The organism is Gammaproteobacteria bacterium, from assembly GCA_040183005.1.
Lineage (GTDB): Bacteria > Pseudomonadota > Gammaproteobacteria.
The window spans coordinates 123,272-140,513 of record JAMPIW010000009.1 but is presented as its reverse complement, the minus strand read 5'-3'; the positions used below and the strand labels follow the sequence as shown (position 1 = coordinate 140,513).

General features: G+C 59.7%; 15 protein-coding genes, 1 other RNA gene and 1 pseudogene. 1 reads left to right on the top strand and 16 read right to left on the bottom strand.

The window, feature by feature from the left end; genetic code table 11:
* Positions 1-2: 2 nt before the first annotated feature.
* From murB to M3A44_15665, 14 genes are all read right to left on the bottom strand, one after another.
* Positions 3-911: a UDP-N-acetylmuramate dehydrogenase gene (gene murB / locus M3A44_15730; GenBank protein MEQ6343049.1), complete on the bottom strand. Its 909-nt coding sequence runs from the start codon at positions 909-911 to the stop codon at positions 3-5.
* Positions 911-2,314, bottom strand: a complete 1,404-nt coding sequence (murC, locus tag M3A44_15725; GenBank protein ID MEQ6343048.1) for a UDP-N-acetylmuramate--L-alanine ligase — start codon at positions 2,312-2,314, stop codon at positions 911-913. Before murC ends, murB begins: the two co-directional genes overlap by 1 nt.
* Positions 2,311-3,405: an undecaprenyldiphospho-muramoylpentapeptide beta-N-acetylglucosaminyltransferase gene (gene murG / locus M3A44_15720; GenBank protein ID MEQ6343047.1), complete on the bottom strand. Its 1,095-nt coding sequence runs from the start codon at positions 3,403-3,405 to the stop codon at positions 2,311-2,313. The genes murC and murG overlap by 4 nt, the downstream gene beginning before the upstream one ends.
* Positions 3,402-4,610 (bottom strand): putative lipid II flippase FtsW, encoded by a 1,209-nt coding sequence (ftsW, locus tag M3A44_15715; GenBank protein MEQ6343046.1) that lies wholly within the window; start codon positions 4,608-4,610, stop codon positions 3,402-3,404. The genes murG and ftsW overlap by 4 nt, the downstream gene beginning before the upstream one ends.
* Before the next feature lie 74 nt (positions 4,611-4,684).
* Positions 4,685-6,019 carry a UDP-N-acetylmuramoyl-L-alanine--D-glutamate ligase gene (murD, locus tag M3A44_15710; GenBank protein MEQ6343045.1) on the bottom strand — a complete coding sequence of 445 codons (1,335 nt, stop codon included), beginning with the start codon at positions 6,017-6,019 and terminating at the stop codon, positions 4,685-4,687.
* 13 nt (positions 6,020-6,032) lie between these two features.
* Positions 6,033-7,115, bottom strand: a complete 1,083-nt coding sequence (mraY, locus tag M3A44_15705; GenBank protein MEQ6343044.1) for a phospho-N-acetylmuramoyl-pentapeptide-transferase — start codon at positions 7,113-7,115, stop codon at positions 6,033-6,035.
* A gap of 20 nt (positions 7,116-7,135) precedes the next feature.
* Positions 7,136-8,494 (bottom strand): UDP-N-acetylmuramoyl-tripeptide--D-alanyl-D-alanine ligase, encoded by a 1,359-nt coding sequence (locus M3A44_15700; protein MEQ6343043.1) that lies wholly within the window; start codon positions 8,492-8,494, stop codon positions 7,136-7,138.
* Positions 8,491-10,026: a UDP-N-acetylmuramoyl-L-alanyl-D-glutamate--2,6-diaminopimelate ligase gene (locus M3A44_15695; protein MEQ6343042.1), complete on the bottom strand. Its 1,536-nt coding sequence runs from the start codon at positions 10,024-10,026 to the stop codon at positions 8,491-8,493. Before M3A44_15695 ends, M3A44_15700 begins: the two co-directional genes overlap by 4 nt.
* Complete coding sequence (locus tag M3A44_15690; GenBank protein MEQ6343041.1) at positions 10,026-11,837, bottom strand: penicillin-binding transpeptidase domain-containing protein; 1,812 nt, start codon at positions 11,835-11,837, stop codon at positions 10,026-10,028. The genes M3A44_15695 and M3A44_15690 overlap by 1 nt, the downstream gene beginning before the upstream one ends.
* Positions 11,834-12,139: a cell division protein FtsL gene (ftsL, locus tag M3A44_15685; GenBank protein MEQ6343040.1), complete on the bottom strand. Its 306-nt coding sequence runs from the start codon at positions 12,137-12,139 to the stop codon at positions 11,834-11,836. The genes M3A44_15690 and ftsL overlap by 4 nt, the downstream gene beginning before the upstream one ends.
* A gap of 7 nt (positions 12,140-12,146) precedes the next feature.
* Positions 12,147-13,097, bottom strand: a complete 951-nt coding sequence (gene rsmH / locus M3A44_15680; GenBank protein MEQ6343039.1) for a 16S rRNA (cytosine(1402)-N(4))-methyltransferase RsmH — start codon at positions 13,095-13,097, stop codon at positions 12,147-12,149.
* Between the two features lie 280 nt (positions 13,098-13,377).
* Positions 13,378-13,824, bottom strand: coding sequence for a division/cell wall cluster transcriptional repressor MraZ (gene mraZ / locus M3A44_15675; protein MEQ6343038.1), 447 nt, complete (start codon positions 13,822-13,824; stop codon positions 13,378-13,380).
* A 254-nt stretch (positions 13,825-14,078) separates the two neighbouring features.
* An RNA gene (rnpB, locus tag M3A44_15670) (RNase P RNA component class A) lies at positions 14,079-14,428 on the bottom strand.
* 134 nt (positions 14,429-14,562) lie between these two features.
* Entirely contained in the window at positions 14,563-15,018 is a 456-nt protein-coding gene (locus M3A44_15665) for a hypothetical protein (protein MEQ6343037.1), read from the bottom strand.
* A gap of 222 nt (positions 15,019-15,240) precedes the next feature.
* Here M3A44_15665 and M3A44_15660 point away from each other — a divergent pair, with 222 nt between their 5' ends.
* Positions 15,241-16,602, top strand: coding sequence for an IS110 family transposase (locus tag M3A44_15660; GenBank protein MEQ6343036.1), 1,362 nt, complete (start codon positions 15,241-15,243; stop codon positions 16,600-16,602).
* A gap of 91 nt (positions 16,603-16,693) precedes the next feature.
* Here M3A44_15660 and M3A44_15655 read toward each other — a convergent pair whose 3' ends face one another.
* Together M3A44_15655 and M3A44_15650 are read right to left on the bottom strand one after the other, a co-directional pair.
* Entirely contained in the window at positions 16,694-16,972 is a 279-nt protein-coding gene (locus M3A44_15655; GenBank protein MEQ6343035.1) for a hypothetical protein, read from the bottom strand.
* Positions 16,944-17,236: pseudogene (locus tag M3A44_15650) on the bottom strand (BrnT family toxin). The gene M3A44_15655 and the pseudogene M3A44_15650 overlap by 29 nt, the downstream one beginning before the upstream one ends.
* Positions 17,237-17,242 lie beyond the last annotated feature (6 nt).

Here is a 17,242-nt window from a genome sequence, read left to right as displayed (position 1 = left end):
GCTCAAACCTCTTTTGACGGGGGACGCTCACCGATGATGTGCGCCTCCCGGATTAATCTAATGCTGTGATCGCGCTCCACCACATCTGCTACATGCGCGATTAATGCCTCAATGTCCGCAGCCGTTGCATTGCCGGTATTCACAATGAAATTAGCGTGCTTGGCGGACACGCAGGCGCCACCGATGCACATGCCCTTCAGTCCACTGGCCTCGATCAACCGCGCCGCATGGTCGCCGGGCGGATTGCGGAACACAGATCCGCAACTGGGCTGATTGGTCGGCTGGGTGCGGTTGCGCTGCTCCAGCAATTCTTTGATGCGTGCCTGGCTGGCCTCGGTGTCGCCGCTCTGCAACCTGAAATTCGCAGCGATGAACCATTCCCCCGCAGGCCCCGTGACGCTGCGATAGCCGACGCGGTATTCGTCCGGCTTGCGTATATGACGCAAGCCCTTGTGATCAATGGTCTCCACTGATTCCACCAGCGGCCAGGTCTCGCCACCGAAGGCACCTGCGTTCATCGCCAAGGCTCCACCTACCGTGCCGGGGATGCCGGCGAAAAACTCGATACCCACCAGCCCCTGGCGCGCGCAGTAACGAGCCACTTTGGCGCAAGGCACGCCCGCCTCGGCGCGCACAGTGACGCCGTCATGCTGTAACCCGCCCAGCGCGCCGGAAATCATGATGACGGTGCCGACGATACCGCCGTCACGCACCAGCAGATTGCTGCCCAGACCAACCCAGAAGAGCGGTTCGTTCTCCGGCAACTGGCTCAGGAACAGCGCCAGATCATCGATGTCGGCAGGCAGATAAAACTGCCGGGCCGGGCCACCCACGCGCCAAGTGGTGTGGCGCGCCATAGGCTCATCACGGAGCAGGGTGCCACGCAAGGCCGGTGGCTGGTGCATGGCCATCACGCTATCAAGTCTTTAAGTTGCTGCGGCAATTTCGCCGCCGCTGCACCGATGTCGCCCGCGCCCAGCGTGAGCAGAATGTCACCCTTGCGCAGCAGCCCGGCTAGCGTTTCCGGCAGCTCAGCAACGCGTTCCACGAACACGGGATCAGCATGGCCGCGCGCCCGGATGGCGCGGCATAGTGTTCGTCCGTCGGCCCCGGCAATCGGCGCTTCACCGGCGGGATACACCTCCACCAACGCCAGTACGTCCACCTCGGAGAGCACCTTGGAAAAGTCTTCAAACAGGTCGCGGGTGCGCGTGTAGCGATGCGGCTGGAACGCTACCACAAGGCGGCGCTCAGGCCAGCCGGCGCGAATCGCCTGCACCACGGCTGCGACCTCGCGCGGATGATGGCCGTAATCGTCGATCATTAGTACACTCCCCGCAGGGGTGTCGATCTCGCCATAATTCTGGAGACGCCGTCCGACGCCCTGGAACCCTGCCAGGCCGCGTAAAATCGCGTCATCGGCAACATCCACCTCATGGGCGATAGCTATCGCCGCCAAGGCGTTGAGCACATTGTGGCGGCCTGCCAGATTCGCGGTGACCGTCAACCAGCCGGGTTGACCGGGGCGCGACACGGTGAAGTAGGTGCGATCCTGCTCCTGGCGAATATCGCTGGCGAAAATATCCGCGCCGCTGTCCTCACCGATACCATAGGTAATCACCGGACGTGTCACCTGCGGCAGGATCTGGCGCACCACCGGATCATCCAGGCACAGCACCGCCAGCCCATAAAAGGGCAGGTGGTGCAGAAACTCGACAAAGGTCTGGCGCAGCCGCCCAAAATCGCCACCGTAGGTCTCCATATGGTCGGCGTCGATGTTGGTCACCACGGCGATCATTGGCTGTAAATACAAAAAAGATGCGTCGCTCTCGTCGGCCTCGGCCACCAGATATTGACCCGCGCCGAGACGGGCGTTGGCGCCGGCGCTGTTGAGCCGCCCACCGATCACGAAAGTGGGATCCAGGCCACCCTCGGCGAGCAGGCTGGCAGCCAGGCTGGTGGTGGTGGTTTTCCCGTGTGTACCCGCCACTGCAATGCCTTGGCGGAAACGCATCAGTTCGGCGAGCATCTCGGCGCGCGGCACCACTGGGATACGCAGACGCTGCGCCTCGATCACCTCGGGATTGTCCGCGCGCACGGCGGTGGATGTCACCACCACGTCGCACCCGTTGACACACTCCGCGCTGTGACCCAGCGTGATGGTCACACCCAGTTCTGCCAGGCGACGCGTTGCCGCGTTCTCATGGACATCCGAACCGGATACCTGATAGCCAAGGTTGTGCAGCACTTCAGCGATGCCGCTCATGCCCGCGCCGCCGATGCCTACAAAATGAATACGTTTAATGCGTCTCATGCTCGCGCCGCCTCCAAACACAGTGCCGCCACTACGCGGGTAGATTCCGGCTTCGCCAGACGCCGTGCGATGCGCGCCATATCCAAAAGTTTTTGCCTGCCCTGCTCCGGCGCCTCGCAGAAACCGGCGAGCAGTTTACCCAGAGACTGTGCGGTAAGCTGCGGCTGCGGCGCCAATATGGCCGCACCCGCATCCGCCAGGTACGCCGCGTTGTGCGTCTGATGGTCATCCACCGCGAACGGATAAGGCACCAGAATCGATGCCACGCCCGCCGAGGCCAGCTCCGACACCGTCAAGGCTCCAGCACGGCACAGCACCAGATCAGCCCAGGCATAGGCCTCTGCCATATCACCGATGAACGGGTCGACACGTGCCGCAACGCCCGCTTGCCGGTAAGATTCACGGGCGGCTTCAATGTGCTTTTTTCCCGCCTGATGCCATACCTCGGGGCGTATCCCCGGCTCCATCACCTTGATGGCATCGGGCACCGTTTGATTGAATACCTGCGCACCCAGGCTGCCACCCACCACCAGCAGGCGCAGCACACCACTGCGTCCGGCCAGGCGTTGCTCCGGCGGCGGCAGCGCGGTGATCTCGGCGCGTATAGGATTGCCGGTGGCGATGGCCTTGCGCCGCCCCGGAAAAGTGCCCGGGAAGGCCTCCAGGACCTTATTCGCCAGCCGCGCCAACCAACGGTTGGTCATCCCAGCGAGGGCATTCTGTTCGTGGATCACCAGCGGCTTGCGCAGCAGCCAGGTGATAAACCCGCCGGGGCCGGTGACAAAGCCGCCCATCCCCAACACTGCCATCGGACGGCGACGCATCACTATCGCCAGCGATTGCGCCATCGCAACCATCAGCTTGAAGGGCGCCAGCAGCAGGCTGAGCGGCCCCTTGCCGCGCAGGCCGCTGATCGACACCCATTCGATGTCGATACCGGCGCGCGGCACCACCTCGGCTTCCAGGCCGGCACGGGTACCCATCCACACCACCTCAACCCCTTGCGCGCGCAGCTCGTCTGCCACTGCCAGGGCCGGAAAAACGTGTCCGCCGGTGCCGCCCGCCATAATCAAAACCCGCTGTACGCTCATGACGCCACGGCTCCCGCAACACGCACCACAGGAGCGGTTCGCGCATGGTCGTGCGCGCGGGTTTCATGCGCGACACGCAACAGCAATGCCACGGCCACACACATCACCACAATACTGCTGCCGCCGTAACTCATCAGTGGCAGGGTCAGCCCCTTGGTCGGCAGCACGCCCATGTTGACACCGATATTGATAATCGCCTGCAAGCCGATCCACAACCCAAGTCCATAGGCGAGATAGGCCGCGAAGCTGTGCCCGGCTTTTTCCGCCATCCGGCCAATGATATAGGCGCGCACCACAAGCAGCGTAAACAGACCGATCACCATTAATGAACCTACCAAGCCCAACTCTTCAGCCAGCACTGCAAATAAAAAATCGGTGTGCGCTTCAGGCAGATAGAACAATTTCTGCACACTCGCGCCCAGCCCCACGCCAAACCACTCGCCGCGCCCGAAGGCGATCAGCGCCTGGGTCAACTGGAAGCCACTGTCGAACGGATCGGCCCACGGATTCATAAAACCCGTCAGCCGCGCCATGCGGTACGGCGACGAAAAAATCAGCCCCACCACCGCCACCGCCAACCCCGCCATCAGCACCGCGAATGGCAAAAGACGCGCGCCGCCCAGGAACAACATACCCAGCGCAGTGGCAAACATGACCGCGGTGGCGCCGAAATCCGGCTCCAGCAATAGCAGCAGCGCGATCAACGTCAGCAACAGCATTGGCTTGATAAAGCCCAGAATTGAATTACGTACCTCGGCCCCGTGGCGCACCAGATAACCGGCGATATAGACCACCACGAATAGTTTCACCGGCTCGGACGCCTGCAAATTAAACAATCCCAAGGAGACCCAACGCTGACTACCGTTGATCACCTTGCCTATTCCCGGCAGCAACACCAATGCCAGCAACACCATGCCAACCAGCAGCAGCGTGCTGCCCGCCTTCTCCCAATACACCAGGCGGGTACGCGCCACCAGCACCGCTGCAATCACGCCCACCATCACAAACGCCACCTGGCGGATGATGTAATAAAAGGGATGGCCAAACTGGCGCTCGGCGATATTGAGCGAGGCGGAACTCACCATCACCACCCCCAGCACCAGCAGCGTGAGCGCCGCACCGAGCAGCCAGGGATCACCCAATGGCAGCGCGACTGCGGATCGTGCCGGTGCCTGGGGGCGACTCCCGCTACGCGGACGCGGCATTACCACCCCGCCCCGCCCGGCAACCTTGCTGGAGCTCTTTCCGCGCGGCGCCCAGATTTTCATGGCACGCGCAATCATGCGGTCACCTTCAACACTGCGTTGGTGAACGCATTGCCACGTTCTTCATATCCGCTAAACATGTCGAAACTGGCGCAGGCCGGTGACAACAGCACGACATCGCCCGATTGCGCCAGACGGCGTGCCTGAGCCACGGCATCTTCCATGCTTGCCGCATGCACCACTGGCGTCACGCCACCCAGCGCGGCTTCGATGAGCGGCGCGTCGCGTCCGATCAACACCACGGCGCGCGTCTTGTTCGCGGCGGCCTGGCGCAACGGTGTAAAGTCCGCCCCTTTACCCAGTCCACCGGCAATCAGCACTACCTTGTCCGGCATACCTAGCAGAGCGGCGAGGGTGGCGCCGACGTTGGTGCCCTTGGAATCGTTGTACCAGGCCACCCCATCGCGTTCGGCCACCCATTGGCTGCGGTGCGGCAGGCCGGGAAATTCGCGCAGGGTTTGCAGCATTGACTCCATCGGCAAGCCCACGGCATCACCCAAGGCCAGTGCTGCCAGGGCATTGGCGACATTGTGCAAACCCTTGATGCGCACTTCGGTCACTGGCATCAGCGGTTCGCTATTCCGCGCCAGCCAGGGCCCATGCACCCGCTGCATAACCCCGAAATCCTTAAACTCCGGTTCACCCAGGCCAAAGCGCACAGTGCGTCTGCCCGTCTGCGCCATGCCCATCACCACAGGATCATCAATGTTGAGCACCATCACACCGTCGCCGTGAAAAATGCGCTGCTTGGCAGCAACATATTCATTCATATCCTGATAACGATCCATGTGATCAACGCTGATGTTGAGCACCGTTGCCGCTGCGGCATTGAGCGAGGATGTGGTCTCAAGCTGAAAACTGGACAGCTCCAGCACATACAGATCCGGCTCCGCTGTACCGATCAGATCAAGCGCGGGCATGCCAAGGTTACCTCCGACACGCACACTGCGTCCGGCATGATTGGCCATCTCGCCCACCAGTGTGGTCACGGTGCTCTTGCCGTTCGAGCCAGTGATCGCCACCACGGGCGCGACAGCATGGCGCGCAAACAACTCAATGTCACCCAGCACCGGCACACCGCGACCTATGGCCTGAGCAATCAGCGGTTCACGTAGCGACACGCCGGGACTCACCACCAATTGCTGCGCGGCGGCAAAGGCGGCGGGATCAAAACCGCCAATAAAGACCGCCATACCCGGAAACTCCTGCTCCAGAGCGGCCAATCCCGGCGGGAAATCGCGGCTATCGGTCACGGCCACCGGCACCCCACGCGCGGCGAGAAAGCGCGCGCAGGACAGGCCGGTCTTACCCAGCCCCACGATCAAAGTATTGAGTTTTGCCTCACCCATGCTCAATCAGCGCTCATCGTATCTTCAGTGAACTCAAACCAATCAGCACCAGGATCACGGTAATAATCCAGAAGCGCACGATGACGCGCGGTTCCGGCCAGCCCTTCAATTCATAATGATGATGCAACGGCGCCATGCGGAAGATGCGTTGACCGGTGAGCTTGTATGAACCGACTTGCAGCATCACCGACACAGCCTCCATCACGAACACCCCGCCCATGATGAGCAGAACCAGTTCCTGACGCACCACCACCGCTACCACACCCAGCGCCGCACCGAGGGCGAGGGCGCCGACATCACCCATGAACACCTGCGCCGGATAGGTGTTGAACCACAAAAAACCCAGACCCGCCCCGACGATTGCACCGCAAAAAACGGCGACCTCACCCACCCCCGCGACATAGGGGACACTGAGGTAAGGAGCAAATTTGGCATGCCCTGCAACATAGGCAAATACCGCCAGCGCCCCTGCCACTAAAACAGTGGGCATGATCGCCAGACCATCCAGGCCATCGGTCAGGTTGACCGCGTTGCTGGTGCCGACGATGACAAAATAGGTGAGCAGGATGAACACTACCCCCAGCTCGATGGAGGCATGCTTGAGGAACGGTATCAGCAAGTCGGTTTCGGCCGGCGTTGCAGCATAGTGATAGATGAACGCCGCAGCACCAAACCCTACCACCGACTGCCAGAAATACTTGGCGCGCGCCGAAAGGCCTTTTGAGTTGCGCAGCACCAGTTTTTTATAGTCATCCACCCAGCCGATCACACCGAACAGCAGGGTGACAACCAGCACCAGCCAAACATGGCGGTTGCCCAGATCGCCCCACAGCAAAGTGCTCAGCGCAATCGCCACCAGGATCAGCGCACCGCCCATGGTCGGCGTGCCGGCCTTGGTCAGATGGGTCTGCGGACCGTCGTCGCGCACGCTCTGCCCCACCTTGTACATAGTCAACTTGCGGATCATCGCCGGCCCCACCAGCAGCGAAATCGCCAGTGCAGTGAGCGCTCCGAGCACGACGCGCAGCGTCAGGTACTGGAACACACCGAAACCGGTGTGGAACTGGGACAGATATTTAAAAAAATAAAGCAGCATTTAATTGGCCTTTAAAGAAATCAAGCCTTTTCCACCAAGGCATCAACTACACGCTCCATGCGCATGAACCGTGACCCTTTTACCAGCACGGTCGTCCCTGCCACCAGATCCGCCAATAGCGCAGCAATCAATTCATCGTGGCCGGCACAGTGCCGCCCGTTCGCGCCAAACTCCCGCACCGCACCCGCACTGAGTTCGCCTGTCGTATAGAGACGGTCTATACCGGCCTGTCTCGCTTGCTTGCCGACTTGCCCATGGAACAGCGGCGCATCATCACCCAGCTCACCCATGTCGCCCAGTACCAGCACCTTTTCGCCCTCAACCGTGGCCAGCACGGCGATCGCTGCCTGCACCGACGGCGGGTTGGCATTGTAGGTGTCGTCTATGATGCGTGTGCCGTGGATACCTTTTTTAACCTGCAAGCGCCCTTTCACCGCGCGCATCGCCTCCAGTCCCGACTTAATGTCGGTAAGCGTTGCGCCTGCCGCCAATGCAGCAGCACTCGCCGCCAGGGCGTTCATCACGTTGTGCACACCCATTAAAGGCAATGCCACAGAGGCGTCACCAGCGGGCGTGTGCATATGAAAAGAAGTTGTAATTGCGGAATCGTCCACTTCGCATTGCACGCTCTGCGCTACCGCGTAAACATCCGATGGATTACTCATGCCGAAAGTCATGCAGCGGCGCCCGCCCAGCAGCGTGCGCCAATACCCGGCGTAGGCGTCATCGGCATTCACTATGCCTATGCCGTTTTCATCCAGGCCCGCATAGATTCCACCCTTGGTATGCGCGATCTCATCCAGACTGCCAAAGCCTCCGATATGGGCCATGGCAGCATTGGTAATCAGCGCCACGGTGGGCCGTGCCAGATTGCTCAGATAGGCAATCTCACCAGGATGATTGGCGCCCATTTCGATCACCGCGCAATGGTGCTTGTCGCTCAGGCGCAGCAGTGTCAACGGCACGCCAATGTCATTGTTCAAATTGCCTTGGGTCGCCAGCACCGGCCCACGCCGCCCCAATATCGCGGCGAGCATCTCCTTGGTGGTGGTCTTGCCGTTGCTGCCGGTGACAGCAACTAACGGCAGGGCGAAGCGCCCGCGCCATACCGCACCCAACTGGCCTAACGCCAGACGGGTATCCGCCACGCGCAGGGTAGGCAAGGTGCTCTCAACAGATGCGCTGACCAGCGCCGCTACTGCTCCACGGGCGGCGGCCTCCGCCACAAAGGTATTGCCATCAAAATTCTCGCCGCGCAGCGCAACAAACAGGTCCCCTTGTTGCAAGGTACGGGTATCGGTGTTCACCGCCGCGAACGCCACATCCTCGCCATGCAGTTCGGCGCCCAACGCCTTGGCCACTTCGGACAACGTCATCATTCGGCTCCTTCTCCCAGCAAGGCGCGCACATGCGCACTGTCGCTGAACGGCCGCTTGTCATCACCTATGATTTGATAATCCTCGTGGCCCTTGCCGGCCACCAGCACCACATCGTGTTCTTTCGCCTGTTTCAAGACATGGGCAATCGCCCGGGCGCGGTCACGCTGCACATGCACGTGCCCGGGCTCATGCAGGCCTGCCGCAATCTCTGCGATAATCCCGTCCGCATCCTCATGACGGGGGTTGTCATCGGTGAGCACTACATGGTCGGCATAGCGCTGCGCTACCTCGCCCATCAGCGGGCGTTTGCCGCGGTCACGGTCGCCGCCGCAACCGAACACCACCCACAGCGCACCCCGGCAGTGTTCGCGCAAGGCCTGCAAAACCTGCCGCAGCGCATCCGGGGAATGGGCGTAATCGACCACCACCAGCGGCTTCCCGTCCTTTCCGCCGAAGCATTCCATGCGCCCCGCCACCGGACGTATCCGGCTGACCTTGTGCAGGGCATCGAGAAAATCTATGCCCGACAGCACCAGCGCCGCCAGCACCGCAAGCAGATTGCTGGCATTGAAACGGCCCAGCAGCCGGCTGGGGAAACGCCCCTCTCCCCATGGGGTGATAACGTGTATTTCCAGACCATGGAGATCCTGATGCAACACTCTGCCGTGAACCCTATTCATTTTGGTTGCCGTCTGACGGGACGGAATGCCGCCCTCATCACCTTTTGCATATCCAGCAAGGGAATAGCTTATCGTTTTCACACTCGAAGGCATGGATTGCAGCAGCTCGCTACCAAAGAGATCATCCGCATTGATCACCGCATAGCGCAGCCCCGGCATCTCAAACAAGCGCCGCTTGGCCCGTGCATAGGAGGCCATGTCACCGTGATAATCGAGGTGATCGCGGCTGAGGTTGGTAAAAATTGCCATGTCGAACGCGACACCGTTGACCCGCCCCTGCTCCAGACCGTGCGAGGACACTTCCATCACCACGCTCTCTGCATCCTTCTCCAGCATGTCCGCCAGCAGGGCGTGCAGGGAAATCGCATCAGGCGTGGTGTGCGTACCGGCCTCCAACCGCCCGGACAGGCCATTACCCAGCGTACCAATCACACCACAGGGCGCGTTCTCATTGAGTGCCTGGGCAAGAAACTGGCTACACGAGGTCTTGCCATTGGTGCCCGTCACGCCCGCCACAAACAACTTGCGCGTGGGGTTGCCGTAAAACCGTTCGGCGATGAATCCGGCGCGCTGACGCAGCTCCGCAACGCCGAACAAAGGGATATGCTCAGGTAACGGCGGTGCGGCAGCCTCACCATCAACTTCATAGGCAACAGCAACCGCCCCCGCCCGAATCGCAGCAGCGATATAATCGTGACCACGTTGAGATTGCCCCGCGCACGCCAAAAACAGATCGCCAGGCCGAGTCTTGCGGCTGTCCATCGACAAGCCCTGAATCTCCCGATCGCTGGCGGCATCGACTTGTACGTACCCTTCCAGCAACATGCTCAATGCGCAGCTACGCGACACCATCACAATACCCCCGCCATATTTTTGGGCTGCGGACTCGACACATGGGCTTGACGAACCGTGGACTGTACCGGCATCGCCTGCACCGTAATACCCGCAGCATTTTTGTTAACCCCATCCCCCTGCACCAACTGCGTCCGCAGCGATTGCACATCGTCCGGCGCCACATCGAGGAGGCGTAGCGCGCCCGCCATGATCCGCCCAAACACCGGTGCGGCTACCAACCCACCGTAGTATTCGCCACTGCTCGGCTCATTGATCATCACCACCATTACCAGGCGCGGCTTACTGACGGGCGCCATACCGGCGAAAAGAGCAAGGTAGCGGTTAGCCGCATACCCTCCTGCCTGGGATTTATGCACCGTACCGGTCTTGCCCGCCACCCGATAACCCGGCACTCCCGCCGACAAGCCAGTGCCACCGGTATTCACCACCGCCTCCATCATTTTCAACACCTGCCCGGCGATCTCAGGGCGCATTACCTGTTCACCCTGCGGCGGCTCGGTGAGACGCACGAAGGAGACAGGCTTGGATTGCCCACCATCTGCCAGCACCATATAGGCGCGGGCAAGTTGCAGCGGGGTCACTGACAATCCGTAACCATAGGAAAGGGTGGCGCGCTCGACCTCACCCCAGCCTTCATAGCCGGACAGTGCGCCGACCATCTCACCAGGGAAACGGCCTCCGCTCGCGGCACCAAATCCGACCCGCGAAAACATCGACCATAACTGTTTCGGCTCCATCGCCAGGGCCATTTTGGTGGCACCGACGTTGCTCGACTTCTGGATAACGGTAGATACATCGATGACGCCGTAGTTGTGCACATCACGTACCGTATGATTGCCCACCTTGAACAAACCGGAGCCGGTATCAATCATGGTGGTGGGGCGGAATTTGCCGGTTTCCAACGCCGCGGCAACGGTAAATGGCTTGATCGTTGAACCCGGCTCGAAGACATCCGTAACGCCACGGTTGCGAAAATCATCCCCGCGCAAATTGGCGCGATTATTTGGATTGAACGAGGGTTGATTAACCAGCGCCAACACCTCGCCGGTATTCACATCAAGCATCACCACCGAACCCGAGCGTGCATGACTGCTCTGGATTGCCGCCTTCAATTCACGGTAGGCAAGATACTGAAGGCGCCGATCAATGCTCAAAGCCACATCCTTGCCCGGCAGCGGCTCGCTTACCCTTTCGACATTTTCCACAACCCGACCCAAGCGATCCTTGATCACCCGTTTGCTGCCCGCTATACCATGCAACCATTCGTCATAGGCCAGTTCCAGGCCCTCCTGGCCGGTATCATCCACATTGGTAAAACCGACCACGTGTGCTGCCACCTCGCCCGCCGGATAGTAACGGCGATACCCGCGTTGCAGGGATATGCCCGGCACGCCCAGCGCAATCACCTGCTCGGCCAGATCGGGGCTGACATTACGCTTAAGGTAGACGAATTCACGCCCCACACGGCTGGTCAGGTGACGTTCCAAACCTTTCGCATCAATATTTAACAGGTACGCCAGACGCGGCCATTGCGCACGTGCCGCAAGCAGCTCCTGCGGGTTTGCCCACACCGAGTCGACCGGGGTACTAATCGCCAACGGCTCGCCATTGCGATCAGCAATCATGCCGCGATGCGCGGGCGACACCACCTCTCTCAGGTGACGCGCATCACCCTGATCCTGCAAAAAATCCCTGCTCAGTATTTGCAGATCCAGTGCGCGCCATACCAGCAACAAGGTGATCGCACCCAGTACACCCAGCACCACCAGGAGCCTGACCGGCTGGGTATGGGGCGTATCCTGCATCATGGCTTGACGATCACCACGGCTTCGGGTGGGGGCAGAATCATCCCCAAGGTAGTACGCGCCGTGCCTTCAATCCTGCCATGCGTCGCCCAAGTGCTTTGCTCCAACTGCAACTGCCCCCACTCGATAGCCATATCGTCGCGAACTTTCTGCAGGGATTGCAATTCGACAAACAACTTGCGGCTCTCATATTTGGTATAGACCACAGCGAGGGCAGACACCAGCACCGCCCCCGTCAGAAGACCGCCCCTGAAATAACGGCTATTGAACAAGGCCAGCCGTGAAGTTTTTGAGTTATTCGCCATCATTTTCTTAAACCTTCTCCGCCACGCGCAACACGGCGCTGCGCGCACGGGGATTGCCCTGCAACTCCTCAGTACCCGGATATATCGCTTTGCCCACCGCACGCAAACGGGGACGCAACTGCGCCTGCGTCACCGGCAGCCCCGGCGGAAAGTCATCGCCGCGCACCTGTTCACGGATGAAACGCTTTACGATCCGGTCTTCCAGGGAATGAAAACTGATCACCGCCAGCCGTCCGCCGGACGCCAGCGACTCGACCACCTGCGGCAGGCAAGTCTGCACATCCTCAAGTTCGTGATTGATAAAAATGCGTATCGCCTGAAAACTGCGCGTAGCGGGGTGTTTGTCTCGCTCCCAGGCCGGATTGGCGGCGGCCACGATAGCCGCCAAGCGACCGGTGGTAGTGATAGGTGCCTCCTGCCGGGCAGCAACGATAGCGCGAACAATGCGCCGGGCGTAACGTTCTTCACCGTAGGTATACAGCACCGATGTAATCTCCTGCTCCGAGGCGGCGTCCAGCCACTGCGCTGCGCTGATACCCGTTGCGGGATCCATGCGCATATCGAGCGGCCCATCCTGCCGGAAGCTGAAGCCACGCTGGGGATCGTCCAGCTGAGGCGATGAGACTCCAAGATCAAGCAATACACCGTTGACCTTACCCATCCAACCGCGCTCCTGAACATACTGCCCAAGCATGGCGAACGTCCCCCGCTCAATCGAAAATCTTGGCTCACCTTCGAACATCTGCCGCGCTGCAGCCACGGCCTGCGGATCCTTGTCGATGCCCAGCAATGCACCATGCGGACCCAGCCGCTGCAATATCACTTGCGCATGACCACCGCGCCCGAAGGTGGCATCCACATAGATGCCCGCGGGCGTGATATTCAAGGCGTCTATCGCCTCCGCCAGCAGCACTGGACGGTGAAGATAGGTGTCAGTCACTGTGGCGCCGGATTCCATACTTAGAGCCTATCCGTGAATAAATCATCCCTGCGACGGAGACCGGTTTTGCGCAGGGCAAGGAACGCTGAGCGTAGTGTGCTTGTTGCACATGAGCGAAGCGTGACGCCGCACTGCGCAAAACCGGCCCCGTCCCTTCGGGTTGCGCCCCAAAACACGCCATGCGGCGTTGCTCGCCGCTTATTTGGAACAACCAAACTTCGCGCCTCGCGCCTTGCCTGGCGTGTTTTGGGGCAGCAACGCAGGGATGATTTATTCACGGATAGGCTCTTAAACTCCACTAAAGCGACAACGACTCCAGCTCCGCGGAAAGGCCTTCCTCGCCTGCCTCTTCGTTCGACCAGATGGCATTCCAGACTTGCTCATCCCACAGCTCGAATTTGTTGACCTGACCAAGCAGCATCACCTGCTTGTCGAGCCCGGCATACTCCCGCAATTTGGGAGGCAGCAGGATACGGCCCGCACTGTCCAGCTCACACTCGGTGGCATGACCGATCAACAGGCGCTGCAGGCGGCGCGCCTGCTTGTTGAGGCTAGGCAACTTCGCCAGCTTGCGCTCGATCTCTTCCCATTCCGGCAGGGGATACACCAACAGGCAGCGGTCATCACGATCCACGGTGATCACCAGCTGACCGCCGCACAAATCCTGCAGGCGATCACGATACTTGGCCGGCATTGCCATGCGGCCCTTGGTATCCAAACTCAGTGAAGTGACCCCGCGAAACAAAACCTATACCCCACTTTTTCCCACTTTACCCCACTTGCCGACACTATAGGTATCACAAGCCCCCCCTGTCAAGAAAAAACACCACGGAAATAGATAAATTCCTGCTTTACGGACAGTGACTTAGCGCAACAACGCGGAAAACGGAAACAGGCGAGAACAAGAAGGGGGGCAAGCGGCAATTAAATCAAAAAGTTGGCGAGGATGTTTACAGCAAAACATTAAGAGCGGGGAGGGATCAGCATGTTGAAATAAAATAAAGGAGTCGGCCTATAAGCCGGGTTCTGTCGTGGACAGCCATTCATCTGGGATGTGCGTCACCGCACACCTCAAGCAACCTACCCGGGAACAGTGCGGGCCGCACCATCGTTCCCCTATTTGGTCTTGCTCCGGGCGGGGTTTTCCCTGCCACGGCTGTTGCCAGCCGCGCGGTGCGCTCTTACCGCACCATTTCAACCTTACCTGCCTCTTGCGAGACATCGGCGGTATATTTTCTGTGGCACTTTCCGTAGACTCGCGCCTCCCAGGCGTTACCTGGCACCCTGCCCTGTGGAGCCCGGACTTTCCTCCATACCCTCGCGGGTACCGCGGCTGCCTGGCCAACTCCACAACAATTATATCAGAGAATGCGCTGGCCAGCATTTTCTATTGGCATCGCAAATCTGACCGCAACACCTCTCGATAGCAGGCAACAAGCACGAAACGGCAGCACCACGGCTGCCGTCCCTCTTCATTCCCCAATCACGCCGCGCTCGACTGCCAGCTCGTTGTTATCACCGGCACCAATGCGGATTGCATCTCTGGTGACAGATTTAATTGCCCAGGAGGTGGCGGTGCGAAAGCGGCCATGGCGTTGACCAGGTTTTCAACCTGGCTATCCAGCAGCATTGAGCCATCCGAAGTCTGGAATTTGTCAACCCTATAGGCATTACCCAAATACCAATTTTGCAACGTAACCTGATCGAAAGTGCCAAGCACACCGACACGCAAATCATTGTTGTCTTTGCTGAACCAGAGTTGATCGGCGGCAATGGCTGCGCCGAAAATCACTTTGTCATCCGTGCTCAGGGGATCGTAATTGCTTACCTGGTCTTGCCCAAATCCACGACCGAACAGATAAGTATCGTTGCCCGCACCACCGTCCAGGATATTAGCGTAGTAATCGGCCCGTTGCCGCAAATCGCGCCGAAGAAACACGTGGTGGCCACGTTGTGGCAAACTGGAATGCGGCGCTGGGGAAGACCGGAATAGCAATGGTGCACATTGCCCGCATGTTAGCGTGGTCATGGGTGACGTCATCGACATTGGTGAATCGATTCGCAGGCCATTGGCCGACGGTTCGATATCCCGTTTAAGAGAGTGAGCAAGACGACGTACCCGATCCGGCGCCACATTCCACAACGAATAATGGAGCAAGTCATGGCGCAACGCAATCGATCGCTGAGTTTGAAGTCCCCGACGTCCCGACAGGCCTTGTGCCTGACCCACCCCAACGCTGCCGGTATCGACATAGGCAGCGCCGCGCATTTTGTGGCTGTACCGCCTGATCGAGACGACGAGCCGGTGCGCGAGTTCCCGAGTTTCACCGCCGATCTCAATCGTCTGGCCGACTGGCTGGCCGCGTGCGGCGTGGACACCGTGGCGATGGAGTCCACGGGTGTGTATTGGATCCCCTTGTATGAACTGCTGGAGGCGCGTGGCTTCACCGTGCTGCTGGTCAACGCACGGCATGTCAAGAATGTCTCGGGCCGCAAGTCCGACGTGCTGGACTGCCAATGGCTGCAACAGCTCATGAGCTACGGCCTGTTGCACGGCGCGTTTCGTCCGGCCGACAACGTATGCGCGCTGCGCTCGCTGTCGCGCCAGCGGGCGATGCTGCTACGCAGCCAGGCACGGCATGTGCAGCACATGCAAAAGGCGCTCACGCAGATGAACATCCAACTGGCCAATGTCATCTCCGACGTGGTTGGCGAGACGGGGCAGAAAATTCTGCGCGCCATCGTGGCTGGAGAACGTGACGGGCGGGTGCTGGCCGCGATGAAGAATGTGCGCATCCATGCCAGTGCCGAGGACATCGCCAAGAGCCTGCAGGGCAACTGGCGAGCTGAGCATCTGTTTGCACTCAAGCAGGCGCTGGCCTTGTTCGACTTCTATGGCGCGCAACTGACCGAGCGCGACCGGGAGATTGAGCAGCAACTGCAAAGCCTGCAAGTTCACGACGGCGAGCCCGCCAAGGGCAAGAAGAGAGGCCGCGCGCGCAATGCCCCGAAGTTTGATCTGCGCACGCAGCTGTTCAAGATGTGCGGCGTAGACCTCACGCGCATCGACGGTATCGACGTCACCACAGCGCTGGTGGTGGCCTCAGAGGTGGGCACCGATATGTCACGGTTCCCCACGGACAAGCACTTCGCCTCGTGGATGGGGTTGTGCCCGGGCACCAGGATTACTGGCGGCAAGGTGCTCTCCGGCAAGACCAAGCGCTGCGCCAATCGCGCCGCCCAGGCTCTGCGATTGGCTGCTGCCGCGTTACGCAGCAGCCAATCGGCGCTGGGCGCATACTTCCGTCGGATGTGCTCACGCATGGACAAACCCAAAGCAGTGACAGCCACCGCTCACAAGCTGGCTCGGTTGATCTACGCAATGCTGACCAAGGGCGAGGAGTACACCGACCAGGGGCAGCACTACTACGAGGAGCGGTACCGCGAACGCGTGCTACATCAGTTGAACAAGCGCGCCGAAAAGCTCGGTATGAAACTCGTCGCCACTGAGCAGCCTGCCTAAAACACTCATGCTAAATCAATCACTTGGTAGGTGTTTCTTAAGAGAGATTTTTTCTCTTCTTCACTGTGCGCGTGAACCTCTAACGTTGAATCTAACCAGATGCCCGTTTGCGTATGGGCCGAGTTGAGCGTGATGTCAGAGGTTTGTCGTAGGCTTCCACATAGCTATCGATGAGACTACGTATCATGCGCTGATACTGGGTATGGTGCTTTGTTGCCTCAGATTTGAAGAACTCGACGCTCTTCTTGCTAAGAGCAATGGTAACCTTCACTCCTTCCTCCCGGAAAGCAAGCTCTTCGGGTGGAGGAAGAAAGTCTTGAATAATCTTGGCCTCAATGGGTTTATCGGTGTATTTGATTTTCGTGCTCATAAATTGCCTTGCCTTTTCGCCAGTAACCGGCGCCAAATATACGAATTACACTGCCGCGATAAGTAAAACGGACGGTGAGGATGCCGCCCTCGACCTCGCCGAAACAGAAATAGCGTTTTTCAGTTTCACTGTGAATGAGGTCTTCGGCTATGACACGGCGGGGGGGTCAGCGAAGGCATACTGCGCCAGAGAAAACGGCATTCCATGTTTTTTCTGGTTTTCAGCATCCTTATTTGCGTCCCACTCAAACCGAGTTTTCTTCATAAAATC